24 protein-coding genes are annotated in these 26,406 nt (G+C 34.3%); 15 read left to right on the forward strand and 9 right to left on the reverse strand.

Annotated features, from left to right (window positions below):
* The first annotated feature begins 4 nt into the window (after nucleotides 1–4).
* The 6 genes from AC1RNS_RS16730 to AC1RNS_RS16755 all read left to right on the forward strand — a co-directional run bounded on the left by AC1RNS_RS16730 (nucleotide 5) and on the right by AC1RNS_RS16755 (nucleotide 6,827).
* The gene (locus AC1RNS_RS16730) at nucleotides 5–1,174 is read left to right on the forward strand and encodes a cysteine desulfurase family protein (protein WP_492994285.1); all 1,170 of its coding nucleotides are present in this window, start codon (nucleotides 5–7) and stop codon (nucleotides 1,172–1,174) included.
* 15 nt (nucleotides 1,175–1,189) lie between these two features.
* Entirely contained in the window at nucleotides 1,190–2,146 is a 957-nt protein-coding gene (locus AC1RNS_RS16735; protein ID WP_492994286.1) for a peptidase U32 family protein, read from the forward strand.
* An 11-nt stretch (nucleotides 2,147–2,157) separates the two neighbouring features.
* A complete protein-coding gene (locus tag AC1RNS_RS16740; RefSeq protein WP_492994287.1) occupies nucleotides 2,158–3,033 on the forward strand; it encodes a hypothetical protein in 876 nt (291 codons plus the stop codon).
* Nucleotides 3,030–4,190, forward strand: a complete 1,161-nt coding sequence (locus AC1RNS_RS16745; protein ID WP_492994289.1) for an acyl-CoA dehydrogenase family protein — start codon at nucleotides 3,030–3,032, stop codon at nucleotides 4,188–4,190. Before AC1RNS_RS16740 ends, AC1RNS_RS16745 begins: the two co-directional genes overlap by 4 nt.
* A 30-nt stretch (nucleotides 4,191–4,220) precedes the next feature.
* The gene (locus AC1RNS_RS16750; protein ID WP_492994290.1) at nucleotides 4,221–5,936 is read left to right on the forward strand and encodes an MFS transporter; all 1,716 of its coding nucleotides are present in this window, start codon (nucleotides 4,221–4,223) and stop codon (nucleotides 5,934–5,936) included.
* A 195-nt stretch (nucleotides 5,937–6,131) separates the two neighbouring features.
* Nucleotides 6,132–6,827, forward strand: a complete 696-nt coding sequence (locus AC1RNS_RS16755; RefSeq protein WP_492994291.1) for a transglutaminase-like domain-containing protein — start codon at nucleotides 6,132–6,134, stop codon at nucleotides 6,825–6,827.
* Between the two features lie 49 nt (nucleotides 6,828–6,876).
* On the opposite strand, the gene AC1RNS_RS16760 is transcribed toward AC1RNS_RS16755, so the two are convergent.
* From AC1RNS_RS16760 to AC1RNS_RS16795, 8 genes are all read right to left on the reverse strand, one after another.
* A complete protein-coding gene (locus AC1RNS_RS16760; RefSeq protein ID WP_492994292.1) occupies nucleotides 6,877–7,818 on the reverse strand; it encodes a polyprenyl synthetase family protein in 942 nt (313 codons plus the stop codon).
* 36 nt (nucleotides 7,819–7,854) lie between these two features.
* Nucleotides 7,855–8,493: a response regulator gene (locus AC1RNS_RS16765; protein ID WP_492994293.1), complete on the reverse strand. Its 639-nt coding sequence runs from the start codon at nucleotides 8,491–8,493 to the stop codon at nucleotides 7,855–7,857.
* A gap of 5 nt (nucleotides 8,494–8,498) precedes the next feature.
* Entirely contained in the window at nucleotides 8,499–10,802 is a 2,304-nt protein-coding gene (locus tag AC1RNS_RS16770; protein ID WP_492994294.1) for a sensor histidine kinase, read from the reverse strand.
* A gap of 307 nt (nucleotides 10,803–11,109) precedes the next feature.
* On the reverse strand, nucleotides 11,110–12,183 hold the full coding sequence (locus tag AC1RNS_RS16775) for an ABC transporter substrate-binding protein (RefSeq protein WP_492994296.1): 1,074 nt from the start codon (nucleotides 12,181–12,183) through the stop codon (nucleotides 11,110–11,112).
* On the reverse strand, nucleotides 12,180–12,977 hold the full coding sequence (locus AC1RNS_RS16780) for an ABC transporter permease (RefSeq protein ID WP_492994319.1): 798 nt from the start codon (nucleotides 12,975–12,977) through the stop codon (nucleotides 12,180–12,182). The genes AC1RNS_RS16775 and AC1RNS_RS16780 overlap by 4 nt, the downstream gene beginning before the upstream one ends.
* The gene (locus AC1RNS_RS16785) at nucleotides 12,977–13,783 is read right to left on the reverse strand and encodes an ABC transporter permease (RefSeq protein ID WP_492994298.1); all 807 of its coding nucleotides are present in this window, start codon (nucleotides 13,781–13,783) and stop codon (nucleotides 12,977–12,979) included. Before AC1RNS_RS16785 ends, AC1RNS_RS16780 begins: the two co-directional genes overlap by 1 nt.
* The gene (locus AC1RNS_RS16790) at nucleotides 13,773–14,879 is read right to left on the reverse strand and encodes an ABC transporter ATP-binding protein (protein WP_492994299.1); all 1,107 of its coding nucleotides are present in this window, start codon (nucleotides 14,877–14,879) and stop codon (nucleotides 13,773–13,775) included. Before AC1RNS_RS16790 ends, AC1RNS_RS16785 begins: the two co-directional genes overlap by 11 nt.
* A 16-nt stretch (nucleotides 14,880–14,895) precedes the next feature.
* Nucleotides 14,896–15,438, reverse strand: a complete 543-nt coding sequence (locus AC1RNS_RS16795; RefSeq protein ID WP_429980490.1) for a helix-turn-helix domain-containing protein — start codon at nucleotides 15,436–15,438, stop codon at nucleotides 14,896–14,898.
* 406 nt (nucleotides 15,439–15,844) lie between these two features.
* On the opposite strand from AC1RNS_RS16795, the gene AC1RNS_RS16800 reads away from it, so the two are divergent.
* The 5 genes from AC1RNS_RS16800 (at nucleotide 15,845) to AC1RNS_RS16820 (ending at nucleotide 18,767) form a co-directional block, all read left to right on the forward strand.
* Complete coding sequence (locus tag AC1RNS_RS16800; RefSeq protein WP_492994301.1) at nucleotides 15,845–16,387, forward strand: peroxiredoxin; 543 nt, start codon at nucleotides 15,845–15,847, stop codon at nucleotides 16,385–16,387.
* A gap of 102 nt (nucleotides 16,388–16,489) precedes the next feature.
* Nucleotides 16,490–16,945: a TlpA family protein disulfide reductase gene (locus AC1RNS_RS16805; protein WP_492994303.1), complete on the forward strand. Its 456-nt coding sequence runs from the start codon at nucleotides 16,490–16,492 to the stop codon at nucleotides 16,943–16,945.
* Between the two features lie 200 nt (nucleotides 16,946–17,145).
* Nucleotides 17,146–17,385, forward strand: a complete 240-nt coding sequence (locus AC1RNS_RS16810) for a hypothetical protein (protein WP_492994304.1) — start codon at nucleotides 17,146–17,148, stop codon at nucleotides 17,383–17,385.
* Between the two features lie 233 nt (nucleotides 17,386–17,618).
* The gene (locus AC1RNS_RS16815) at nucleotides 17,619–18,281 is read left to right on the forward strand and encodes a potassium channel family protein (protein WP_492994320.1); all 663 of its coding nucleotides are present in this window, start codon (nucleotides 17,619–17,621) and stop codon (nucleotides 18,279–18,281) included.
* Nucleotides 18,282–18,287: 6 nt separating this feature from the next.
* Nucleotides 18,288–18,767: a hypothetical protein gene (locus tag AC1RNS_RS16820; RefSeq protein ID WP_492994305.1), complete on the forward strand. Its 480-nt coding sequence runs from the start codon at nucleotides 18,288–18,290 to the stop codon at nucleotides 18,765–18,767.
* A gap of 44 nt (nucleotides 18,768–18,811) precedes the next feature.
* Here the strand turns inward: AC1RNS_RS16820 and AC1RNS_RS16825 are convergent, their stop codons facing one another.
* Entirely contained in the window at nucleotides 18,812–20,074 is a 1,263-nt protein-coding gene (locus tag AC1RNS_RS16825) for a dicarboxylate/amino acid:cation symporter (protein ID WP_492994306.1), read from the reverse strand.
* A 402-nt stretch (nucleotides 20,075–20,476) separates the two neighbouring features.
* Here AC1RNS_RS16825 and AC1RNS_RS16830 point away from each other — a divergent pair, with 402 nt between their 5' ends.
* From AC1RNS_RS16830 to mprF, 4 genes are all read left to right on the forward strand, one after another.
* On the forward strand, nucleotides 20,477–22,078 hold the full coding sequence (locus tag AC1RNS_RS16830; RefSeq protein ID WP_492994307.1) for an ATP-binding protein: 1,602 nt from the start codon (nucleotides 20,477–20,479) through the stop codon (nucleotides 22,076–22,078).
* Nucleotides 22,079–22,783: a response regulator gene (locus tag AC1RNS_RS16835; protein WP_492994309.1), complete on the forward strand. Its 705-nt coding sequence runs from the start codon at nucleotides 22,079–22,081 to the stop codon at nucleotides 22,781–22,783.
* Nucleotides 22,784–22,893: 110 nt separating this feature from the next.
* Entirely contained in the window at nucleotides 22,894–23,385 is a 492-nt protein-coding gene (locus AC1RNS_RS16840; protein WP_492994311.1) for a GNAT family N-acetyltransferase, read from the forward strand.
* A 283-nt stretch (nucleotides 23,386–23,668) separates the two neighbouring features.
* Nucleotides 23,669–26,191 (forward strand): bifunctional lysylphosphatidylglycerol flippase/synthetase MprF, encoded by a 2,523-nt coding sequence (gene mprF, locus AC1RNS_RS16845; RefSeq protein WP_492994313.1) that lies wholly within the window; start codon nucleotides 23,669–23,671, stop codon nucleotides 26,189–26,191.
* Nucleotides 26,192–26,406 lie beyond the last annotated feature (215 nt).

Here is a 26,406-nt window from a genome sequence, read left to right on the forward strand (position 1 = left end):
TTTTATGATAGGAAGGTATTTTGATTATAATGCCACTACCCCTCTTCGGGAGGAAGTGGCTTCTACTATGATAGAAAATATAATGCTATTTGGTAATCCCTCTAGCACGCATTCCTTTGGGCAGTTAGCCAAATTAAAAATGGAAGAGGCACGCTCACATGTTGCTACAGTAATCAATGCAGAAGAGACAGATATATTTTTTACTTCTGGCGGTACAGAGTCTATTAACACTGCATTGAAAGGATATTTCTTTTCAAATGATAAGCGCCCATTTCATATCATCACTTCTAAAATCGAGCATGCTGCAACCTTGGAAGTATGTCGATATTTATCTACCCTTGGTGCTGAAATTACCTATTTACCTGTTGATACTAATGGCTTCATAGCTATTGAAGATTTAAAAAACGCTATACAAGAGAATACAGCGCTTGTTTCAATCATGTTTGCCAATAATGAAATCGGCTCAATTCAACCAATTCAAGAGATGGTGAGAGTTGTTAAAAATATCAATAGCAATATTATCTTTCATGTTGACGCTGTACAGGTGATAGGCAAAATCCAGATAGATGTTCGGGACTTAGGAGTGGATGCATTATCGATGGCTGCCCATAAAATATATGGTCCTAAGGGCATAGGTGCATTGTACTTGAAAAACGGTGAACGTAAATTAGATCAGCTTCTTCATGGCGGTGGACAAGAAAAAGGTTTTCGTGGTGGTACAGAAAATCTTTTAGCTATTATTGGTTTTGGTAAAGCCTGTGAAATTGCAAAAAGAGAACTAAAGCCAAATGCTAATAAAATAATCACATTAAGATCTTATTTCCTAGATAAATTAGAGAATTCGATTGAATACTATGAAATTAATGGTTCTGTGTTAGGTGAGAATTTATTACCAAGTACTATTAATATATCTTTTGTGAATATACGAGCAGAAGCATTAGCTGTTCTATTAAGTCAAACATATGGTATTGCAGTATCTATTGGTTCTGCCTGTAGTGCTGATAAAGCTAATTTATCTCATGTATTGTTAGCACTTGGCTTATCTGAGGATAGAATAAAATCGTCTATCCGTATTAGCTTTGGTTATTACACGGACTACAAGGATATAGATTATTTTATTGAAAGTCTAAAAGCATCTGTTAACCGTCTACGAAGTATGCTCCCAGTTGGATAGAAAGGAGTCAGTAAGGTGGAGAATTTAAAAATTGTGGCACCTGTACGATCAAAATTTATGATGGAAGAAATGATAGAGGCTGGTGCAAATGAAATATATTTTGGCGTTTCAACTCCGCTTTTTCAACAACTATCATTTGATAATAAATTTAAAACTGTTGCAGATTATCCTGCCCACTTTTCAGATTGGGAGGAAGTAGACAGCATAATTGCTTTAGCAAAAGCGAACAATCTTAAAGTTATATTCATGGCCAATACCTCATACATCCCTACTGGCTTTGAAAAAGACTATCAAAAGCATGTTTATAAAGCGCTTGAAAAAGGTGTAGATGCTATTACAATATCTTCCATGCAATCCTGCCATCTACTTAATCCTTTGGAAAAGGACATACAAATTATTTCAGGCTCACAATTAGCACCAGTAAATAAATACGGAGCCGAACTATTGAAGGAATCAGGTGTCAAAAGGATAACATTGTCCCAATCAATGACATTAGAAGAGATTCATGAACTTCAAGATTTAGATGTGGAGCTGATGATTACAGGGAATTTTGGCACTGGTAGTATGGCTGGAAGCTGTCGTTTATGGGAAAGCCCAAATAATCTTGAAATTGGGGAAGGGATCAGAACTTTATATCGAGTTTTATCTTCACTAAACACAAACAGTAATCAGCATCATTTTTTAGATAGTGCAACAGATTGTAGTTTGTGTAATCTAGAAGATTTGGTTTCTGCTGGTGTTACAGCCATAAAATTTCTTGGAAGAGAGGCCCCTAATCCAGTGACATTAGCGATGGTTGTGAATATGTTTAATGAATGGCGAGAAATGGGTCTTTCAGGCTTATCAATAGAACAAAAGATGAAAATAACGGAGCAGGAACAGCTCATGTGGGTTATGAAATGGGTGCCACGCTTCTGTGAAAAATGTAGATGTACTTATAAACCAACTGCAATTACAAAAACATACATTTAGGTGATGCATAATTGAAAACGCCAGTAAAAGAGCTAAGAATTCATCATGATTATTTATATACATTAACGGATGAAGTATTGGATGGTTATCAAATTGTTTCCTTAGGACATTCAGGCTGCCACTATAAAATGGTTGGTCTTGAGGATCAGCATATACAATTTTTATTGGAACGCAAAAAAAGAGTAAAAATTGAAATTCCTATTTTATTTGAAGCATCGATGAAAAAGTTTATTGCTGAAATGACACGTTTTTTTCATTATGAGCTAAATTTAATTGTGAATGATTGGGGGACAATGCGTTATTTAGCTCAACAGCCATTACCCCCAAATATCTCTTTATCATTAGGAAGGCAACTAATTTTTAGCTATGGGAACTGCCCATGGTATGAAGATATTTTGCAATATGAGGATCAAGCGACGAAGGAACAATTTTTACAATTGAATATTGCTAATCCACCTATGATTAGCTTAATAAAAGAGAATGGTGTAACGGAAATAGATGTAGATGTAAATATTTTTATGAAGAACTCTGTGCAATTGCTTAGAGATGAAGGAATTAAAGTAAATGGTTTTTTAAATTACCCATTGGTGTCTACCTCTAGATCCTGTCATACACTTAGACTTCATGCAGAGCAAATTGGAAAATGTCAGCATTTATGTGATAGAGGTATCACAATTGAGCCAAGAGAACGATGGAATCGATTTGAGGATACAACCATTAAAATTTCAAGAGATGGTCGAGAGAAAATGGGTGATCTTGTTATTTATGGAAATATAGTTGTTCAGGATATGAAGAAACTAAATGAAAGCATACCATTTGAAGTGGATTCATTATGCGATGATGCGAGATTTTCACCAATACTATTAAAAGAGGAGGCAATAAATTGAGTACAATACAAGAAAAGAATTTTACGCAAGATCTTTTGACGAAATTGGATGATATTATTGTTGATTTTGTTGCTCCAAATGCTGCACGAATTGATAGAGAACGAGAGTTTCCGAGAGAAAATATTACTGAGCTTGGACGGGGTGGCTTTTTAGGCTTAATTATTCCTCAGCAGTTTGGAGGATTGGAGGCTCCATTATCACTCTATAAAGAAACGGTTATTAGGCTGGCTCAGGCTTGTGCTTCTACAGCACTTGTCTATGTGCAACATATGTCAGCAGTTTCTATATTATTGTATGGAAAAGAAAATGACTATATAAAAAATATTTTAAGTAATATTGGTAAAGGTCAATGTCTGACTACAATTGCATTAAGTGAAGCTGGTTCTGGCTGTTATTTTTTCTTACCAGTTAGTCAGGTAAAGGAAACCGACAAAGGGCTTCGATTAAAGACCAATAAAATTATGGTGACTAGTGCGGGAGATGCAGATGTTTATGTCATTAACTCAAAAGCAACGTTCGCAAAGAATTCAATGCAAAGTAATTTTTTTGCTGTAGCTAGCGAATATAATGGCATTGAAGTCGGTGGAAAATGGGAAGGTATGGGCTTAAGAGGGAATCAAAGTGCACCATTAAATATAGATACCTATTTAAATAAACAGATGCTTATTGGTGAAGAGGGTGAGGGCTTTAAAATTACTCGTGAGGCCCTGCTTCCAATGGGGCAAATTGGTATTTCAGCTGTCAATATTGGCATCGCCAAGGCAATATACAATGAATCAGTTAATTATGTGAAGAAACGATTTTATACACATATCAATACAAATCTTTCTGATTTTCAAAGTATTCAGCAAATGATCGGAGAAATAAAAGTACTATGCGATCAGGCTGAGACTGCGTTAAATGTATTTGTTCAACGGATGGAGAACAAGGAAGTTGATATGGTTAGTACATTAGAGGTTAAGGTAATGGCCTGTCAAACGGTATTACAGGTGGCAGAATTAGGCTTAAAAGTTTGTGGAGGGCATGCCTACTCTGCTAATACACCAATGGAGAGGTATATTCGGGATAGTATGGCAGGAACAGTCATGGGACCGACGCCAGATGTTCTAAAGGAATTGATTGGGAAAATTGTATTGGATGTCCCGACTCAATTATAAATTCATGGAACAGATGAAAGAGGGTTGACAATGACAAATCAAAATGAGCCTATATACGGGGGTATGAAGCAAGTATTAGCGGTAAGCCTTGGTTTATTTTTAGTTTTTTTAGACAGCACTGTAGTTAATATTTCACTTCCAAATATTATGAATGATTATAAAATTAATTTAAGTGTAGCATCTTGGATTATCAATTCTTTTGTGCTAACGCTCGCTATTCTATTAATTACTTTAGGAAAAATTGCAGATTTTTTTGGTAGGAGGAAAATTTTTCTTATTGGCGTAATTATATTTGCCATAAGCTCATTATTATGTGGAATGGCCCCTACCGTAGAAGTTTTAATTGCAGCTAGAGTTTTACAAGGAATTGGAGGGGCAATGATTATACCTACTAGTATGATGCTAGTGAGGACAGCTGTACCAGCAGAAAAAATGGGGCTTGCCATGGGGATATGGGGGGCTGTTGGTGCACTAGCTGTAGCCATTGGTCCTAGTCTTGGTGGTGTAGTGACAGATTTTGTTAATTGGCGATGGATCTTTTATATCAATGTTCCAATTATTATTGTAGCCTTTCCATTCATCCTATTAGCTTTTAAAGGATTTAAAGATATCAAATCTCCATTTAAATTAGATGTTCTAGGCATGTTAGTCGTTAGTGTTGCGCTCTATTTTTTAACTTATGCGATATTACAGGGTGAAAAATTAGGATGGACTTCCACGACAATATATATTTATTTTTCAATTAGTATCATAGCCACTCTATTATTTATCTTTATAGAAAAACGGGCTAAGGTGCCATTAGTGGATTTTTCAATATTTAACAATAAACATTATTTAGGTGGCATTCTCTCGAATTTTTTAGGTGGCATTTTGTTAATGGGTACTTTAATTTTGTTACCTGTTTATCTGACACAGGTAAAGGATTTTACGACTCTTTATGCATCATTTCTTATTACACCTTTATCGGCAGTAATGTTAATCGTAGCACCGATTGTAGGGAGAATAATTGACAAAATTGGCTATCAAGTTCCAATGCTTTTTGGATATGTTTTTACTGTTTCAGGTTTTATTTTCCTCTTAAAATTAACACCGGATACTGAATTTCCTATGCTTATTACGATGATGTCCTTATTAGGAACTGGATTAGGGATTATAATGGTTACAAGTGTAACGGTGTGCACGGTTTCTGTTTCAGAAAAGCATGTCTCTTTGGGATCAGGTATATTTGCGACAGCACGAAACCTTGGAGGTGCCCTTGGTGTATCTTTATTTGTTTCTATTACTTTAAGTTTTTTAAATCAATATGCAAACGATATAGTGGATGATGGTGTAGAACGCTTTGAAAATAGCGAAATACCTGATGCTGTTAAGACGATAGCTATTGATAATTTAAAGGGAAAAAAAGATAGCTTTTTTGAAGGAGAGCAGAAGGTAGAGGATTTTAAGGTCTCCAAGGAAATGTCTGATCAATTTATTGCGATGAAAATGGAAGAAGCATTAAAACAAATGCCTAAAACTGTGGAGGTCAATGCTTCACCAGATATAGAAAAGAAAATAACTGCTATGGTAAATGCTGAAATTGAAAATATAGAAAAGGAAGTTAAAGCTATCCAAAGCAATATCCGAAATGATGCGCAAGGATATATTGTTGAGGCAATGACAAAAGCATTTTGGTGTGGATTATTGTTAACATGCCTTTTTAGTTTATCCTTAATTTTTTTAAGAAAGAAGCATGTTGAAGGGTAAAGTATGAACTAGTAATCGGTAGGGTAAAAAATCCCTACCGATTCAAATGTATATCTTCTCTAATTACTAATCTATTTAATACATACGTTGCATGATTAAAGAACAATAGTCATAAGACACTCTAGTGAAAATAGATAATAATAGATATAATAGTAATATAAGGTAATTAAGAGAGGGAGAAAAGGGTGAATACTGATGATGAAATATTTGGAACCGACAGCCATGCTAAATTTTCAAGACGAAGCGCTCCAGCAATTAGTTAAACATAGAGGATGGAGTGACTTAGCCTATGAGGATCGAATTAAAGACATTTATGATTTTGTAAGAAATGAAATTAAGTTTGGCTATAATCGGACAGATGATATACCCGCTTCTGAAGTATTACGTGATGGATATGGGCAATGTAATACAAAAAGTACGCTTTTAATGGCTTTACTTAGAGCAGTTGGGATTCCTTGTAGAATACATGGATTCCTGATTGATAAAAAAATGCAAAAGGGAGCTTTGACTGGCATCACTTATCTATTAGCACCTAGTAAAATTGTTCATGCTTGGACGGAGGTTCAATTACATGATGACTGGATTGTGCTAGAAGGGGTAATTATAGATGATTCCTATTTAAAGCAAGTGAAAAATCGACTATGTAGCTTTAATGAGGGATTTATCGGTTATGGAATTTCAGTTAAGGATAAAGATAATATAAATCTCTGTTGGACTGGTGAAAGTGTATATGTCCAAAGCTTTTCCATAACAGATGATTTGGGAATATTTGATAACCCAGATGATTTATTTAAGAAATATAATAATACGGATAGTAAGCTGAAAGAGATGTTGTTTAATAAAAAAAGGAAGAAAATAAATAAAAAATTAGATATATTGAGGGATCAGTGAAAAGGATAAACTCGCTTTCGATTCGAAGCGAGTTTATCCTTTTCATGTTTTAAATATCTATATTTAATAGCTGCTCACGAGCTATACTAGTGAGATTCAAATCATTAATACAAACTTGGAATTTATAGATGTATATTTTTTCTAGAGTATGACAGTATGGAATAGCTCCACCATTGCGAACGATGTCCATTAAATTTGCTTTTTCAGATTCTGTTAAATGCATATATTGGGTTTTGCTGTGATAGTAATTTTTAATCGGTTGAAAATTACTATCCTCTATGTACAAATAGTAGAGAATGGGTAAAGCGACCTTTTTAATATGTAAATCATTTATAGTGTGATCTGTTAAAACATCATGTACATCGTTACGAATTTGAGCTACTATACCTAAATAATTTGCATATGTTTTAATCTTTTGCAATGTTTCTGGTAGAACATTCCCAGCTCCTAAAATACAAGCAAGTTGCATAAGAGAGCCAGATTTTAGGCTAACCATCTCCAAATATTCAGATTCATTAGAAATACAGTTGTGCATATCCTTTTGTTGTCCATTGATTGATTGGAGCAATAATAGTTGAATTTGTTGACTGATAAAATTTTTAGCTTCATCACTACAATTTAATAGTGTAACTTTATGGAGGGCGGTTAGTAAAAACCCGATAATAATATTTAAATTTTCCCCTAAATTAACGTTTGACCAAGGATAAATCAATACATCCTCGTCCTGTATATCATCTAATATATCTGCTGCTAATATGATGAATTCTACAATGACTTGTAATTCTCTTTTTTCTTCTAAATTCTGTTGCTCTCTGAAGATGGAATAATGAAGTTCAGTTAATAGGGCGAAATTTAAACTTTGTTGAAATTTAAAATTTACATAGCTTTGAGCAAGCTGTTGCAAATAGACATCGGAAAATGACTTTTCAATTATTTGATTTGCTAATGTGATTAATTCTTCCTGTAAATTCATGTTCTGATATGCCTTCAATATAATCCCTCCATCTCTTGAAACTAAAAGTCATTATTAAAATTGAGTACGACTATTGTTTAAAATTTTTGCAACTGCCTCAGAACGAGAATTTACACATAACTTTTTATATATTTTAGTTAAATTGTATTCAACGGCACGAATGCTCATAAAAAGTTCATCTGCAATTTCTTTATTACTGGCCCCTTTTGCTAAACTCTCCAAAATTTCCATCTCCTTTTGTGAAAATTCTTGTTGTTGCTCAGCGACTAATAAACCTTGGGATATGTTAGATGGTAACGAACGTATCAACATTTCCCTTGGAATCATTACATAGCCATTTAGTACAGCTTGTATATTTATCATTAATTCCTGATAGGATGCAGATTTGCTTATAATACCGCAAATTCCCAACTCGATTAGAGTGTTCAACTGACAGGAATAATCAAATCCTGTATAAAGTATGATTTTAGCATCCGAATGAGTAAGTAAGATTTTTTTGGATAATTCGATGCCAGAGCAGTTAGGCATATTAATATCCAATAAATAAAGATCAAATGATTTTTTCTTTATGTCTTGTATGACCTGCTGCCAATTTGATAGATAAGTAATATGGTAATCTGTTACTTCCTCTAGTATATTTTTAGTACCGAGACCAACCATTGGATGGTCGTCTACAATTAATAGCTGAATCAATGTTCTCACCTCGGAATTGTTATTAAAATTTGTAATCCTTGAGTAAGTTCCGTAATAAATTCAATTTCTCCGTCTAAAATATGAATACGTTCTTTTATACCGATTAATCCGATATGATCTTCATTATACTGCTCACTTACATTGTCCATCCCTACACCATTATCCTTATAATCTAAGTAAATATAATGATCATCCTCCCACATTTCTATGGATACTAATGTGGCATCAGAATGCTTTTCAGCATTGGTAAGCAGTTCTTGAAGTACACGGTAGATAGAAATTGTTAAATTATGATTATTAGCGTAGTTAGAAAGTTGAAAATCATATCGTAGGCTAAAACTAGCTTTCGCTTGTTTCTTTTTACAAAGATCCTCTAAAGATGCAGTAAAATTAGTATTTAGCAAAAAGTTGGGACGTAACTCACTACAGGTGTCTCTAATTTGTTTAATAACATCCAATAAACCATTCTTGATTTTATTTAATGTTTCTAAGTCTTCCTTCTGTAAAGTGTTTGAATTTTGTATAAGTTGATTTAATTTCTGATACCAAATTGTTTGATCTTGTAAAGCAGAATCATGTAAATCTGAAGCCAATCGTTTACGTTCCTGTTCACTTAATTGCAATAAAAATCGAGTAAGGGTGTTTGATGATTGTTGATTGGTCGTGTCTCTATTTTCGATAGTTGCAATAATATTTTTTACTATATTTAAATTTTCATAGACTAATCTTACATATTTAACAATATTTATTAACCACATTTTTTCATGCAAATTGAACGTAGTATTATTTCTTTTTTTGCTAATCCAAATATACGTACCTATGTGATGATGTTCATAAAGCTGAATTCCAAGATAATTAGGATGGTCAATTAATATATCTGTATGATTGTTTTTGAGCTTAAGTTTAATAGAATCTGCAAGTATGCTTTCTGTATTATTTTGGATGTAATCAAAGCATTGGTACTCATTGTTTTTATGATTTATTCGTATCAATAGTAAAACTTTAGGATCTAATGTTTCTTTGATTTGATGAAGTAATAAGTCTTCTAAATCATCTTCTTTCATAACAGAAGCTAGTTCTTGTGAAAATTCATTTAAATTATTAGAAAAAATGGACTGATGATAAAGAAAACTATCTTTTAAAAGAAAATCTAGTTTTTCTTTTAAAAATAATGTCACAATATTGATAGTAAGAATGATGAAAAATAAAATGAAAGAATACAAAACGATATTATCTATGTAGAATCTTTCACTAATAACGAAAATCATCAAAATCAATGTGGGGATAAATGTTAAAAATGTATAATATGGAATTTGTTTTAAAATAAAATTAATATCTATTAAGCGATTAGTCAACACAATATAAGTATACCCAATAGGGATAATAAACAAGGTAAAAGTTGCTAAATCATCTTGTATATAAGGCAGTTTAAAGATAAATGGAACAGCGTGTAAAAAAATAAAAGGTATAAATGCACAAACATGAATTAATATTAACCATTTAAAAAAAACTTCATGATATGTGCTTTTAGTAGTCAAGTAAAAATAAATCAGTAGCAAAATAGAAAAACAAGTATTGAGGCAAAAATAACTTAAAATTAGTATGGTGTTGATAGCTCCAAAATTATAGTCTAAAAAAAGTGTCGATAATTTTAAAAAAATAATTATAAAATAAAAGAATCTATTTATTTTAAAGAAGGTTAACCATTTGTTTTTGATAATTCCTTTTTCTAATAACAGTATATGAAAGAACTGTATTAAAAAAAGAGAACATAATGGAAAAAATGTACTAATTAAGAAGCTTGATACAATATCTCCTCTTCCAGATTCAGTCGAAACAAAAAAACTAAGAGACATCGACAATAGGAATCCTGCTAGATAAAATGCAACTTTATTATTTTGTTGGTAAATAAATAGAGTCAGAATAAAAACAGTTAGAGAAAATAAACTTGGAATTATGATTTCCTGAAAAGTGTCTTTCAGAGAATCAGGTGGTGCTTGTATGTAATGTATTTCTTGGTTTCTTATAATTTTTATTTTAGAACCATGAACAAAGCAATTATTGTGTTTGAAATGCTTATTGAACATTGTCACATCAATATCATCTACTTCTAAAATGGCATCACCGATAGCGAGATTGGTATAGCGTGCCCAGCCATCATTTTTATAGATATTGGAAATCATGATTTTACCATTTTTATTATACTGCACATCTATACCGATATAGGGATTCGACATAACGAATATTAAAAAGAAGTGGGCTAATAGAAATATTAATTGCAAAAATAGTATTTTTCTTTTATTACTCATAGTTTAACCCTTTCTAGGAAAAAGTTTATAATGACCTCTTTAATACTATTATAAATTGTAAACAAATTGAAATAAAGGGAATACTATGATGGTAGGTAAGGTTCATTCATTGATTTATAATATGAAATTAATTAATTTATAATATCTTTCAATTTCTAAGCTAAATATTAACCAAGAGGTAATACAAAATACTGATAAAGCAGATGTATTCAATCATCAACATGGCTTCCTCGATAAAAAATGCTTCTTCTTTCCTTCAACAAAAAAAGTGATGAAAAACAATTTTGTTTTTCATCACTTTTATTATCTATCGAATACTCATTTTAAATTCTAAAAATAATTCATTGTATTTGCCTAAGTAATCAGGGCCTAAGTTTTTATATACTTCTAATGTTTCTCGTTGCTCTTCAGAAGGATAATAGCGTTCATCAGATACAACTTCCTTATCCATTAATTTCATGGCTGCAATGTTAGGGGTAGAGTAGCCAACATAATCAGCGTTTTGTGCACCAGATTCAGCTTTTAGCATAAAATTAATGAAAGCATGAGCACCCTCAATATTTTTAGATGTTTTCGGGATGACCATATTATCAAACCACAAGTTTGAGCCTTCCTCAGGAACTGCAAAGTCTAGTTCCTCATTTTCTGACATCATGTCTGCTGCCTGCCCAGACCAAGTGAGGGCTACAGTTGCCTCATTATTGATCATTAACGGAGTAATTTCATCACCAATGATAGCCTTAACATTTGGGGCAAGTGTGATTAATTTGTCTGTGGCTTTACGTAGTTCGTGGTTATCCAATGAATTCAGCGAATATCCAAGGCTATTTAAGCCCATCCCGATTACCTCACGAGCACCATCCACTAAAAAGACTTTTCGTTTTAAGGAAGGGTCCCACAAATCATCCCATGAAGAGAAATCTAAATCACCAACAAGGCTTGGATTATAGACAATACCTACTGTTCCCCAAAAATAAGGTACAGAATATTTATTGTCATCATCGAATGGTAGATCCAAGAAGTAAGGGTCGATGTTTTTTAAATTAGGAATTTTTGATTTATCTAAAGGAATCAATAAATTTTCTTCCTTCATTTTTTCAATCATATATTCAGAAGGTACAGCAATATCATAAGCCGTTCCACCCTGTTGAATTTTTGTCATCATGGCTTCATTGGAATCAAACGTCTCATATATTACATGAATACCTGTTTCTTTTTCAAATTGCTTTAGTAAATCAGGGTCTATATATTCTCCCCAGTTAAAGATCGTTAACGTGTTTTTCCCACTTTTTCCACCGCCAGCACTCAAGGCATCAGCAGCGTAGAATAATAGGGCGGACACGACAAGAATCGCAATTGTAGCTTGGATTAATTGCTTCATTGATGTCCCTCCGTTCTTTTACTAGCACGACTTGTGATGAAGTAATAGCCAACTACGACAATCACTGTAACGAAGAATACTAAGCCAGAAATAGCATTTACCGTTAAGGAAATACCAGCACGTGCCATAGAGTAAATTTCCACAGATAATGTACTGAAGCCATTGCCAGTTACGAAAAATGTTACCGCAAAGTCATCTAAAGAATACGTAAGGGCAAGAAAGAACCCTGCAAAGATCCCAGGCTGAATATACGGTAAAATGACACGCATCATCACATCTTTTTTTGATGCGCCTAAATCTAATGCAGCATCAATTAATGATGTATTCATTTCTAACAGCTTTGGTAAAACCATCAGTACAACAATTGGTACACTAAAAGCTACATGTGCTAATAATACTGAAGCAAAGCCTAATTTAATACCAACCATCGTGAACAAAATTAAAAAGCTCGCACCAATAATAACATCGGGACTTACAATCAATACATTGTTTAAGGACAGTAATGTATTACGCATTTTTGCATCTTTCACCGTAACAATGCCAATTGCACCTAATGTACCAATAATTGTTGAAATTAAAGCAGAAAGTAGAGCTACGATGACCGTATTAATTAAAATAACTAGCAGACGGGAGTCCTCAAATACAGCTTTATAATGTTCGAGCGTAAAGGATTCAAAATTATTCATGGAGCCGCCACTGTTAAAAGAATAAAAAATTAAGTAAAAGATAGGTGCATACAAAACGATAAAAACAAGTGCTAAATACACTTTTGCGGAAGCAGATAATTTATTCATCATACGCGGCCTCCTTTATCCTTTTGTCCTGTAATAAGCATAATAATGACCATGAATAAAATTAGGAATACCGCAATGGTTGAGCCCATCCCCCAGTTTTGAGTCACTAAGAACTGTTGTTCAATAGCTGTACCGAGCGTAATCACACGGTTTCCAGCAATTAAACGTGTAATCATAAACAGAGATAATGCAGGAATAAATACAACCTGGATTCCCGATTTAACCCCATCCATAGTCAGAGGCAGTACAACGCGACGGAATGTTGTAAAGGCAGATGCACCTAAATCACGTGCTGCATAGATAAGAGTAGGATTTAAACGATCTAAAGAATTAAAGATCGGTAAAATCATAAAAGGTATAAAAATATACACTGATACAAATACAAAGCTAATATCTGTAAATAGCATTTGCTTTGGATCAAAGCCAAATACTTCAATAAATGCATTTAACGGACCGTACAAGCCAAAAATTCCGATAAAAGCATATGTTTTTAACAAAAGATTAATCCAAGAAGGAATAATAATTAGCAGTAGCCAAAGCTGCTTATACTTAGTTTTTGTTAAAAAATAGGCTGTTGGATACGCAACTAGTAACGTAAAGAAGGTAATTAAAAACGCATACCAGAATGAGCTTAATGTCATTTTTAAATAAACAGAAGTAAAGAATGCCTTATAGTTATCAAACGTGAAATTGCCATGTATATCTAGTAGGGAATAGTACACGACCAGTGCAATTGGAGCGATAACGAAAAATGCAATCCATAAAACGTATGGAAATAAGGCTGATTTCGATGTTTTAGCTTGCATCGTCTTCATCTCCATATGCTTCTAAACGTTTGTCAAACTCTTCTTCGGTTTCATTTAAGCGCATAACATGAATGGCTTCTGAATCAAAATCTAAGCCAATTTCTGTCCCTACCTCAGCTTTTTTCAAAGAATGGACAAGCCACTCATTGCCATCCTTATCATACGTGGATAATTCATAATGCACACCACGGAATAATTGTGTATCCACTTTAACGATAAGTTTACCTTTATCAATAGTAGTCATTTCTAAATCCTCTGGACGAATAACAATATCGACTTTTTCATTTGGCTTCATCCCTTGGTCTACACATTCGAATATTTTGCCAGCAAATTCTACCTTGAAATCTTCAATCATTACACCAGGGACAATATTTGATTCTCCTATAAAGTCAGCTACGAAGCGGTTAATGGGCTCATCATAAATATCAACAGGTGTACCTGATTGTTGAATTTGGCCTTCACTTAGCACAAATATTTCATCACTCATAGCAAGAGCTTCTTCTTGATCATGTGTCACGAAGACGAACGTTTTGCCAAGACGTTGCTGTAATTCTCGAAGCTCATATTGCATCTCAGTACGTAGCTTTAAATCTAACGCTGAGAGAGGCTCATCTAATAAAATTACTTCTGGATCATTCACAATCGCACGAGCAATTGCTACACGCTGACGCTGACCACCTGACATTTCAGAAATTTCACGGCTTCCGTATCCAGCAAGGTTGACAAATTTTAATGCCTCAGCCACACGTTCTTTAATTTCGTTTTCAGGCAGTTTTTTTATACGTAGTCCAAATGCAACATTTTCAAAGACATTTAAATGAGGAAACAGTGCATAATCCTGAAAGACTGTATTTACTTGACGTTCATTTGCTTGCACTGAGTTGATTTTCTTATCGTGAAAATAAACATTTCCTGTAGACGGTTCAGTGAAACCAGCAATAATTCGTAAAATGGTTGTTTTACCACAACCAGAAGGACCTAGTAATGTGTAAAATTTCCCTTTTTCTAGCTCTAGATTAATATTTTTTAGGACGACCGTGCCGTCATTATAAGACTTTGAAACATTTTCAAAGCGGATAATTGAATTCGTTGTCATAGATGCGCCTCCTTAGCTATAAGTATGAATCCGTTGCGACAAGCAAAATCTTTGTTTCAGCAGCATGTGCATTAAAAATTTGATGATGATCTGTCGCATCAAAATAGAGAGCATTGCCTTCACTAGCGATATACTGTTCATTTCCCAAAACGAGACGAATACGCCCTTTCACTACATAAATAAAGGTTTCGGAGAGTGAGGGTTCAAATTGTTTAAATTCCCCTTCAGCAGCAAGAGTTAGGAAAATAGGCTCCATTTCTTTTTCATTTGATGTTGGTATTAGCCATTGAATTTCATATTTTTTTTCTTCATCTGTATAGGTAGATTGATCTTCTTCTGTATATACAACCTTTTGTTCAGGTGATTCATCATCAAAAAATTCCTTAGGTGTGGACCCTAACACTTCTAATATCGAAAAGAGTGTTTCTATAGAAGGTGAATTTAAATCACGTTCTAATTGGGAAATATAACCTTTACTTAAATCTGTACGTTCTCCAAGCTCCTCTTGGGTAAGACCTTTTTTTAAACGAAGCGCTTTAATTTTTGCTCCTATTTGCATCTTTTCCCTCCTAGAAGAAGTTTAGCAATCATAAACTTTCGAAATATGAAGTTTACTTTAACAAAACTTTTAGTTTACTAAAACCATTACAATTATACATAAAATTTTAAGATATGCAATTGTTTTAATTGAAAAAAAAGAAGAAAAAATTTTTAGAAATTTAACATAATTTGCAAGAAGAAAAAGTTTGTTTATTCTAGAATAAAATTGTTAAAAATAGCTAATAAATAGGCTGTAGCTGCTATTCCATTTAGGGATTTGACATAAATTTGTCAGATAATTTGAAACATGTCCTTTAACGAAGTTTACTTGTTTGAAAAACTACGATTACTCTGCTATCGTAGAAGACGAGTTCGCTAGTGCGAATGGAATATATACACTACATATTTAATCGGAGGGATTTATTATGGCAGAACGCATGGTAGGTAAACAAGCACCTGACTTTACAATGGAAGCAGTACTTCCAGACAAATCTTTTGGCAAAGTATCATTAGAAGACATTAAAGGACAAGACAAATGGACTGTTCTTTTCTTCTATCCAATGGACTTCACTTTTGTATGTCCAACTGAAATCACTGCAATGAGCGATCGTTACGACGAGTTCGAAGACTTAGATGCAGAAGTAATCGGTGTGTCTACAGATACAATCCACACACACTTAGCATGGATTAACACAGACCGCACTCAAAATGGTCTTGGTGAATTAAAGTATCCATTAGCTGCTGATACAAATCACCAAATTTCAAAAGAGTATGGTGTATTAATTGAAGAAGAAGGTATTGCACTACGCGGTCTATTCATCATCAACCCAGAAGGCGAATTAAAATACCAAACAATTTTCGATAACAACATCGGCCGTGATGTAGATGAAACTTTGCGTGTACTTCAAGCTTTACAAACTGGCGGTCTTTGCCCAGCAAACTGGCGTCCAGGTCAAGCAACTCTATAATTTAAATAGAGTCAATTATCAACTCTGAATTTAATCATAAGAGTCCCCACGACACGTTTGTGGGGATTTTTAAACTTAAAAGAGGTAGAGGAGGATATAGTTATGAAACTTCGTGAACAAATGCCGGAATTAGTAGGCGCCACAACTTGGTTAAATGGTGAAGTAACAAAAGCAGATCTAGTAGGTGAAAAGCCAACATTAATTCATTTTTGGTCAGTTAGCTGCCATCTATGTAAGGAAGCAATGCCAGATGTAAATAATTTCCGCGATCAATTCAAAGATGAGCTAAATGTTGTAGCAGTACATATGCCACGCTCAGAGGCAGATACTGATTTAGACACAATTAAAGCAGTAGCGGCAGAGCATGATATTGTACAACCAATCTTTGTAGATAGTGAAATGAAGCTAACAGATGCTTTTGAAAATCAATATGTACCTGCGTATTTTGTGTTTGATAAAGATGGCCAGCTTCGTCATATGCAAGCTGGTGGCAGTGGTATGAAAATGCTAGAAAAACGTGTGAATCGTGTGTTAGATGAAATGCGCAATGCTGAATAAGAGCACGGTGAAAAGACGAGGATAATTTATATTCTCGTCTTTTTTGCATTTTTTTTGAAAAAGTTATGTGGATGTGGATGATTAGACATAAATTAGTTTGTGATTTGATTGAAAAAATGATGAGGCCGATTAGAAAAAAGATTTGACCAGAGCAGAAAATAGTTTGAGCTGATCAAAAAGAGTTTAGACCTGGGAGAAAAATGGCTGAAGCTGATCAGAAAGAGAGTAGACCAGAGCGGAATAGTGCTGGGACTGATCAGAAAGAGGGTAGACTAGAGCGAAAAAGAGCTGGGGCTGATCAAAAAGAGAGTAGACCAGAGCGGAAAAAGGCTGGAGCTGATCAGAAAGAGGATAGACCAGAGCGAAAAAGAGCTGGGGCTGATCAAAAAGAGAGTAGACCAGAGCGGAAAATAGCTGAAACTGATCAAAAAGAGGGTTAACCAGCGCGGAAAATGACTAAGCTGATCAAAAATAGTACCTTCCTGATCAAAATGATATGCAACAGAGCAAAAAGTGCATTACCTGAGCGAAAATTAATTAAAACAATAATTAAATTTTACCATTTTAAACCAAATACCTCCGCTATTGACGAATTGAGACTTTCTTTGACGATACATATAACCGAAAATACGTTAAAATAATGATATAGTAGTTTTCGGAGGGGTTTTTTATGATGAAAAAAGAGTTTGCTGTCATTGGACTTGGGCGTTTTGGAGGAAGTATTGTTCGCGAGCTGATGAGTCAGGGTGCACAAGTTATGGCGATTGATCATTCTTCGGAGCGTGTGGATGAATTTGCTTCTATTGCGACTCAGGCTGTTATCGCAGATTCGACAGATGAATCGGTCCTAAATTCATTAGGTATTCGTAATTTTGAGCATGTAATCGTTGCGATCGGTGAAGATATTCAGGCCAGTATTTTAACAACTATTATTTTAAAGGAAATAGGTGTGCAGCAAATTACGGTCAAAGCCCAAAATGATTATCATGAAAAGGTGCTACGCAAAATTGGTGCTGATTTTGTTGTTCACCCTGAACGTGATATGGGTATTCGTATTGCCAATAATATGCTGTCCAATACAGTTCTTGATTATTTGGAGCTTTCGGATGAACATTCGATTATGGAGTTAAAGGCAAATGATGCAATTGCAGGCTACTCCATTATCGATTTAGATATTCGTGCAAAGTATGGTATTAACATTGTCGGTATCAAACGTGGTGCAGATATTATTGTATCACCACAGGCTAGTGACAAAATTTTACTAGGTGATATTATGTTGGTCATTGGGGCTGATGTAGACATTAACCGCTTTGTGAAAAAGGCATTGAATGGGTAGTATCCAATGAACAAACGTAGATGGAGATTAGTCGTTTTCGCAGCAATTATACTAGCTGTTGCGTTTACCATGCAGTTTCGAGAAAAAAATAAGGAAGCAGCTATTTCAGCAATTTTGGATCAAGCAGCACAAATCGATAGCATCGAGCTATTTAAAGAAGAGCAATCGATCATTCGCTTAACTGGTGAGGATGCAGAAACTAATCGTGAAAAGTATCCGCTAAGTCATGTTAGAAATTTGAGCAGCAAAGAAAGAGCCATCTTTGAAGAGAAACCAGCCTATCGGATTGCTTACAAGATAAAAGATAAAATGCTATATGAAGTAGATATTCTCAAGGTAGCCATTAGCTCTGAGCTAAGCGAAGAACTCCAACAAATGGTTTTTCATGTGGGGGATCAGCAATATTTAATATACTGGGCAAAAGAGAAGAAAGCACTTGAACAATCCACAAGCACGCAGCTTTTACTTGAACAATATGGAAAATAACGAGGGTAGTGATACAGCAATGGCTGTCGTCACTACCCTGTTTTTTAGGATACAATAGTGGCCTTTCCTTGAAGTGCACGTTCTTGCATAGTTACATCAAACTCTTTTTCAGATTTTGACACTACAACACAGGCTACACCATTACCAATTAAATTTGTTACAGCACGAGCCTCAGACATAAAACGATCAACACCGATTAAAAGCGCGATTCCTTCCACTGGAATCATTGGGAAGGCAGCTAAAGTCGCTGCTAATGTGATAAAACCTGAACCTGTTACACCCGCTGCGCCCTTAGAAGTAATCATTAAAATCCCAAGTAGTGTAATGATTTGTATCCAAGTGAGTTCCATTCCATATGCTTGTGCAATAAACAATGCAGCCATTGATAGATAGATGGAAGTCCCATCAAGATTGAAGGAGTAACCAGTAGGAACGACTAAACCTACAACCTGTTTCGAACAACCAAAATTTTCAAGCTTTCGCATCATAGATGGCAAGGCTGATTCAGAGGAGGATGTACCAATAACTAAGAAAATCTCATCTTTGATGTATGCGATAAATTTAAAGATGTTAAATCCAAAGAATTTTGCAATGGATCCTAAAATAAAGACAACAAATAAAAACATTGTAATATACACGGCAGCCATTAATAGACCTAGGTTACCTAGTGATTTTAAACCAAAATTTCCAATCGTATAAGCCATTGCACCAAATGCTCCGATTGGTGATATTTTCATAACCATACTTACAATTTTGAAGAAAATCTCTGCAACTTGCTCAAAGAATGTGATGACTGGTTTTGCAGGTGCACCAATCGAGGCAGCAGCTAAACCAAATAAAATAGCAGAGAATAGAACAGGTAATAATTGACCAGTTGCCAGTGCACCTACAACATTTTCTGGAATAATACTAGAAATGAATGCACCCAAGCCTTGCTCAGTTTCAGCCGCAGCAGTTGTATATTTGGAAATATCAGCTTCAGATGCACCTGATGTATCCAGACCTGTACCAGGACTAACGATTAAAGCAACAGCAATTCCGATTGCTAGGGCAATTGTGGATACTATTTCAAAGTAAAGTAATGCCTTACCTCCAATTTTCCCAACCTTTTTCATATCTCCCATACTGCCGATTCCAATAACCACTGTTAAGAAGATGATTGGGGCAATTAACATTTTAATTAATTTAATGAATAGATCTGCTAGGATTTTTAAGCTGGCACCAAACTCAGGGAAAATTGCTCCAACAATTATCCCAAGGATGATAGCCACTATAACCTGAACAGTCAAATTTTTCAGTAATTTCATTTTATGCTACCTCTTTTCTAAATTTTCTTTTTGATATCGTTTTCACTAGAAATATCATAGCGAATACTTTTTAAAAAAAGAGATTTAGAAAATAAGAAACATATCGTTCATTAAGTACATTTGTTTACATTCACATATAAATGTAGAGTTTTCAATATCTTTCACTGTTATGGTACGCTATTGTTAATTAATTATTGTTATAATACAAAAATATAAAGTGATAAATAAATTTGTTTTATATCAATTATTTGTAATATTGTTCATTAAGTTCAATATTTTCTCCTACTTATGTCGACTAAAGGAGTTGTCAAAAGAATTTTTTGCAGATAATCTTAAAAACATATCATCAATATGGTGTGCTACTGATTATGAGAATGCAGATTTGAAAGGAAGGATTTTTTAATGATGAAAATGCCTGTAAACGGCAAGATTCTGTTAGTGACATTTTTAATCATTGCACTCTCCTTTTTACTAGGTGGTATTTTTGTACTCGGTAACTTATTATCTGAGCAGGAAAAAGATTTTGGTCAGCGTGCAATGCTTGTTGCTCGAACTGTTTCAAATGTACCAGAGCTGAGTGTGCATTTGAAAAATGACAATTTGAAAGAAGCCGCTAAAAATATCAATAAAATTGTAGATGGTATTAGGGTGATTAATAAGGCAGAGTATATTGTTGTGATGAATATGGAGCGTATTAAACTATCCCATCCAGTAAGTAAGGAATTAGGACGACGAAGTGAGTCGCAGGATCTGAATGCAGCATTTAGTGAGCATTATTATGTATCGAAAGCACGTGGAGAATCAGGTGTCATGATACGGGCTTTTGTTCCGATTATCAATGACAAAAAGGAACAGGTAGGCATTGTGGTAGTTGGCTATTCATTACCAACGCTCCTAGAAATGCTACAAAGTTATGAGCAAGAAATTTTTATAACGATTGTTATATCGCTGATTTTCAGCGTTTTGGGCGCATATACACTTGGGCGACATATAAAAAAACAAATGTTTGGGCTTGAACCTCATGAAATTGCCAAGATGTATGTGGAAAGAACAGAAACCTTTAATGCGATGCATGAGGGAATAATAGCTGTTGATAAGGAAATGAATATTACCATTTTTAATGAAAAGGCAGCTGACATATTAGGCGTTACTAGGAATATAGAGGACTGTATTGGTCAAAAGATTTATGATGTTTTGCCTGATACTCGTCTGCCTGAGATTGTTGAAACTGCAACACCTGTTTATGATCAGGAGCTTTACATTAATCATCATAGTATATTAAGCAATCGTGTACCAATTATTGTGAATAACGAGCTAGTTGGTGCAGTTGCCATGTTTAAGGATTTAACAGCCGTGAAAAAGCTCGCGGAGGAGGTCACAGGTGTAAAAGCCTTTGTTCAAGCACTACGTGTACAAACCCATGAGCATAAAAATAAGCTTCATACGATTGCAGGACTTCTGCAATTGGGACATACAAAGCAAGCACTTGAATATGTTACAGCCACTACTGAAAATGAAGCTTCTTTAACGAAGTTTTTAAATGAACGCTTTCATAATGAAAATATTTCAGGTCTATTATTAAGTAAGGTAAGTTATGGCAAAGAACTAGGAATTGAAGTTGAGATTGATCGGAAAAGTCATTTTAAACGCTTTCCCCCTCTTTTAGATCATCATGACTTTGTTGTTCTACTCGGAAATTTAATCGAAAATGCCTTTGAGGCTTTAAATGTCCTTTCAAAGGATGATAAATATGTCGCTATCTCTGTAGATGAGCATGATGGTGTATTAGCGATAGGAGTTTTTGATAATGGGATTGGAATGGCAAAAGAGGTGCAGGCTCGTATGTTTGAAAATGGATTTTCGACTAAGGCTAGCGAAAATCGGGGCATTGGCTTGCATTTAATCCATGAAATTGTAAGAAAAGGTAATGGAGATATTGAAGTAGTGAGTGAATTTATGAAAGGAACAAGTTTCTTAATCTTATTTGAGTTAGGAGAAGAATAGATGGATGTAATAAATGTCTTACTAATTGAAGATGATCCAATGGTACGAGAAGTGAACAGACAATTTATTGAGCAAATCAAGGGTTTTTCATTAGTTGGCTATGCTAGCAATGGTATTGAGGGAATTCAAAAGATTAGACAATTAACTCCAGAGCTTGTCTTTATGGATATTTTTATGCCAGAGCAAGATGGCATTATTACGCTAGGGAAAATTCGAGAGGAGCATCTTCCTGTTGATGTAATTGCTGTAACTGCTGCGAACGATATGCCCACTGTGCAGCGTATTTTACACTTAGGTGTCTATGATTATATTATGAAACCTTTTACGTTTGAGAGAATTGAGCAGACCTTAAAAAATTATCAAAACTACAGAAAGAAAATAAGCGGTATGCAGGATTTAACCCAACATGATGTCGATCATTTAATGCAACAACGTCTTCCTGAACAAGCTGCAGTTTCAACAGGAATGGATACAATTATTATAGAAGAGCTGCCAAAAGGGTTTAATCGAGCTACCTTAGATAAGGTGCTTGCGTATATTCAAGAAAGTGGTGGAGCAGTATCAGCGGAGGAGGTATCTACTTATATAGGTACAGCACGAGTTACCGCAAGACGCTATCTAGACTTCTTAGAAAAGCAAAATCTATTAAAAGTAGATATACAATATGGAAGCGTAGGACGTCCTATTCATCGTTATTATATTTAATGAAGATAGATTGTTAGTTAAATTATTTTTTGTCCATATTATGTTAAATATTAATTGATTTCCCTTTAATGGTTGTATTAAACTTTGATAAAAACAAGGGAGATTATGAAATGAAAAGGTTTACAAAAAACTGTAAAATTGAGCATTTAAAGCTAGAACACTATTATGCAATAAATGCACTCTATTCAAATGTAAATGTCAGAGCCTATCTAGGGGGCGTCCCAAAAGAAAGCTACATCGAAGCTTCGTTTAGAGGAATGTTAGAAGCCCCATTTCCCAATACATATTTTTATATTTCGTTAAGGACAACGGATGAATTCATAGGGCTTGTCTCAATAGATGAATATCATGATAAAGAGGCATATGAGCTTTCATATCAATTTTTACCACAGTATTGGGGGCAAGGATATGCATATGAGGTACTAACAGATGTAATAAATTATGGATTGAATGTTCTGAGTTTGCCGTACTTAGTAGCAGAAACACAAACAGCAAACGTTGCGTCCTGTCGTTTACTAGAAAAAGTAGGGATGTACAAGGTACAGGTATTAGAAAGATTTGGACATGAACAAGCTGTTTATGAATTGGGTAAAATTGTATAACTTTTGTCCGTATTAAATATGGTCATTTTTATTTCTCTATAATATAGATGAATGAAAATGACCTTTTTCTTTTGGCTATGGAGTAGTAAACCTCCAAGATATAAGTTGCGAGCTATGCTAAATCTATTCACTTAGTGTGAATAAGTAGACCCTAGCTTTGACGATACATATAGCAAAGAATACGTTACAATAGGGAAATAGTCATTTACCTTCAAAAATAGAACTGATTTCTAGTGAAGGTAATTTAAAGATTTAAGAAAGCTTATGGGAGTAGGTTTAGCATATGTTTAACGTTCGAAAAGAGGCACTATTGAAATTTTTGAAGATTCTATTTCCAATAGTACTTTTGGCGATAGCTATTTATGAAATTCAACAATCAGTGAGTGGGGTTGATGTTCATTTACTGCGAAAAGAGGTCAATGAGCTACAGCTATGGGAGCTTTTATTGATTTTTCTCATCACCTTTTTTGCAATTACACCGATGATTTTTTATGATGTGATTTTAGTAAAAATATTAGGAATCAACATCAATAAACGTAATTTGCTTAATCATTCATTTGTTGTAAATACATTTTCAAATCTTATTGGCTTTGGTGGTCTAGTCGGTATATTCTTACGTAATTACTTCTATTCTAAATATAAAGAAGATAAGGAAGGTTTGCTAAAAAATATTGCCTCGGTAACACTGTTTTATTTAACAGGGATTTCGCTGCTAACCTGGATTATGTATATATTCTTTTGGGATTTCCCTTTACTGAAAGAAGAACGGTGGTTATCGATTGCAGTTATTCTTGTTAGCTTATATGCACCAGCTTTTTTGGCTATGCATATTATTCGTTATAAAAAAGAAAGTTCTTTAAAGCCAAAAATATCACTTCAGTTGATGATTACTTCAGTAGCTGAGTGGCTTGCTGTATTTTTAGTAATCTGGATATTTACGTTTATTTTAAAGATTCCAATAGAATTATCTGCACTAATTCCCATATTTTTAATTGCTTCTAGTGCAGGAATAGTTAGTATGATACCTGGTGGAGTCGGCTCATTTGATCTCGTTTTTTTATGGGGAACACAAAGTATTGGAATCGCTGATGAAAAAGTGTTGTTTCTATTAATTTTGTACCGTGTTGGCTACTTCGTGCTACCATTTTTGGTATCCTCTCTTTTATTTATTAAGGAATATTGGATACGCTGGAATCAATCTTGGGATGACTTACCCAATATAATTTTTCAGAAGCTTAGTCACATGCTGTTAACAATATTGGTGTTTATCTCTGGCATTATTTTATTGCTATCTGCAGCAATGCCAGGGGTTTTAAGTCGTCTAAAAATTGCCCAGGAATTTTTATCTTCACCAGTCATGAATGTCTCTCATCAAATGACGGTGGCTGCGGGCTTTATACTTTTAGGATTATGTAGGGGGATAAAATATAAAGTAAAGAGGGCATACCAGCTTGCCGTTGTTGTGCTAAGTAGTTCAGCACTATTTTCTATTTTTAAGGGTCTCGATTATGAGGAAGCGATTTTTTTAGTGATTGTTGCAGCGTTATTAATGGTGTCCAAAAAGCAATTTTATCGAGAAAGCTATGTCTTGACATGGGGAATCGTCATACTTGATCTTGCAATAGTAACAATTATTACAGCAATGTATGTGTTGATTGGTTATGTAAATTTACCTTCTGCCAAAATCCATTTTCCTAGTACTTTTCAGGACTATATTATAACCGATTATCAAGACCTTTTTTATAGTGCTATAATAGGCATTCTTATCGCCATTGCTATTTTTTATATAGGTTATTTTATTCGTGCACCTAAGAAAATGATAAAGCTTTTTTCTAATGAGCAAGAGAATGCTATCAGAAATCATTTGATAACTTATAAGGGGACTGAGTATTCACATTTAATTTTTTTGCATGATAAATTTGTACATTGGAATAAAAAAGGTACGGTTTTATTCTCTTATCAAATTTATGCGGATAAGATTATAGTTCTTGGAGACCCAGTAGGAAATGAATCTGATTTTTTACCTGCTATTCAAGAGTTTTTGGAATTGGCTGATAAACACGGTTATACACCAGTCTTTTATGAAATTAACAATAAAATTTTTTCTGCTTTACACGAGTATGGGTATAGCTTTTTTAAGCTCGGTGAGGAAGCCTTTGTAGACTTAGATAAATTTACATTTACAGGTAAAGAAATGAAGGGAAGTCGAGCGATAAAAAATAAATTTGAACGTGAAAAATATATAGTGGAAATACTAAGCCCTCCATATTCTCAGGAAGTCATGAAAGAATTGCAAGAGGTATCAACAAAATGGTTGCAGGGGAGAGCGGAGAAAGGTTTTTCACTTGGTTTTTTTGATGAACACTATTTGAGCACCTCAAACATTGCCGTTTTACGCGGAGAAGAAGAAACGTTTGGCTTTGCTAGTATCATGCCAATGTACGATAATGGCGAAAGAGTTTCAGTAGATCTTATGCGTTTTAAACCGGGTTCACCTTCTGGGACAATGGATTTCATTTTCCTATCATTATTTGAATGGGCAAAAGAAGAAGGCTATCGTGTCTTTAATATGGGAATGTCGCCTTTATCAAATGTCGGACAGTCTAGATATTCCTTTTTAAGTGAGAAAATAGCTGCACAAATATTTTTACATGGACAGCACTTCTATCATTTTAAAGGATTAAAAAACTTCAAATTAAAGTATGCAGATTTTTGGGTACCGAAATATGTCGCATATAGAAAGAAATCTTCATTACCATTTACCATGGCACAAATCACGTTGTTAATTGGGAATAAGAGAAGATAGTACACAAATTTAAATTATACGATAAAACTCGGATTTGCCAGTTAGACTTCCAGCACTTCAAAAGCTAACGAAAGTAATTGATTAACTGTAGTGATTATTTTAAGCTCAAACATATTTAAATGGATAAACGACTTTAAAGAGGCTGGGACAAAACCCTTCTCTAAACTAAAAAGCCGGTGAAATTTTACGATCAGTAAAATTTCACCGGCTTTGAA

The sequence above is a fragment of the Lysinibacillus sp. GW821-FHT14F06 genome, assembly GCF_058803665.1.

Bases quoted from the DNA above. Each gene is read 5' to 3' on its own strand.
- AC1RNS_RS16815 (WP_492994320.1), top strand. From the start codon at position 17,619: ATGAAAAAAGAGTTTGCTGTCATTGGACTTGGGCGTTTTGGAGGAAGT.
- AC1RNS_RS16825 (WP_492994306.1), bottom strand. From the start codon at position 20,074: ATGAAATTACTGAAAAATTTGACTGTTCAGGTTATAGTGGCTATCATC.
- mprF (WP_492994313.1), top strand. From the start codon at position 23,669: ATGTTTAACGTTCGAAAAGAGGCACTATTGAAATTTTTGAAGATTCTA.
- AC1RNS_RS16820 (WP_492994305.1), top strand. From the start codon at position 18,288: ATGAACAAACGTAGATGGAGATTAGTCGTTTTCGCAGCAATTATACTA.
- AC1RNS_RS16750 (WP_492994290.1), top strand. From the start codon at position 4,221: ATGACAAATCAAAATGAGCCTATATACGGGGGTATGAAGCAAGTATTA.
- AC1RNS_RS16800 (WP_492994301.1), top strand. From the start codon at position 15,845: ATGGCAGAACGCATGGTAGGTAAACAAGCACCTGACTTTACAATGGAA.
- AC1RNS_RS16810 (WP_492994304.1), top strand. From the start codon at position 17,146: ATGGCTGAAGCTGATCAGAAAGAGAGTAGACCAGAGCGGAATAGTGCT.
- AC1RNS_RS16780 (WP_492994319.1), bottom strand. From the start codon at position 12,977: ATGAATAAATTATCTGCTTCCGCAAAAGTGTATTTAGCACTTGTTTTT.
- AC1RNS_RS16830 (WP_492994307.1), top strand. From the start codon at position 20,477: ATGATGAAAATGCCTGTAAACGGCAAGATTCTGTTAGTGACATTTTTA.
- AC1RNS_RS16785 (WP_492994298.1), bottom strand. From the start codon at position 13,783: ATGCAAGCTAAAACATCGAAATCAGCCTTATTTCCATACGTTTTATGG.
- AC1RNS_RS16770 (WP_492994294.1), bottom strand. From the start codon at position 10,802: ATGAGTAATAAAAGAAAAATACTATTTTTGCAATTAATATTTCTATTA.
- AC1RNS_RS16835 (WP_492994309.1), top strand. From the start codon at position 22,079: ATGGATGTAATAAATGTCTTACTAATTGAAGATGATCCAATGGTACGA.
- AC1RNS_RS16730 (WP_492994285.1), top strand. From the start codon at position 5: ATGATAGGAAGGTATTTTGATTATAATGCCACTACCCCTCTTCGGGAG.
- AC1RNS_RS16795 (WP_429980490.1), bottom strand. From the start codon at position 15,438: ATGCAAATAGGAGCAAAAATTAAAGCGCTTCGTTTAAAAAAAGGTCTT.
- AC1RNS_RS16790 (WP_492994299.1), bottom strand. From the start codon at position 14,879: ATGACAACGAATTCAATTATCCGCTTTGAAAATGTTTCAAAGTCTTAT.
- AC1RNS_RS16805 (WP_492994303.1), top strand. From the start codon at position 16,490: ATGAAACTTCGTGAACAAATGCCGGAATTAGTAGGCGCCACAACTTGG.
- AC1RNS_RS16775 (WP_492994296.1), bottom strand. From the start codon at position 12,183: ATGAAGCAATTAATCCAAGCTACAATTGCGATTCTTGTCGTGTCCGCC.
- AC1RNS_RS16755 (WP_492994291.1), top strand. From the start codon at position 6,132: ATGATGAAATATTTGGAACCGACAGCCATGCTAAATTTTCAAGACGAA.
- AC1RNS_RS16840 (WP_492994311.1), top strand. From the start codon at position 22,894: ATGAAAAGGTTTACAAAAAACTGTAAAATTGAGCATTTAAAGCTAGAA.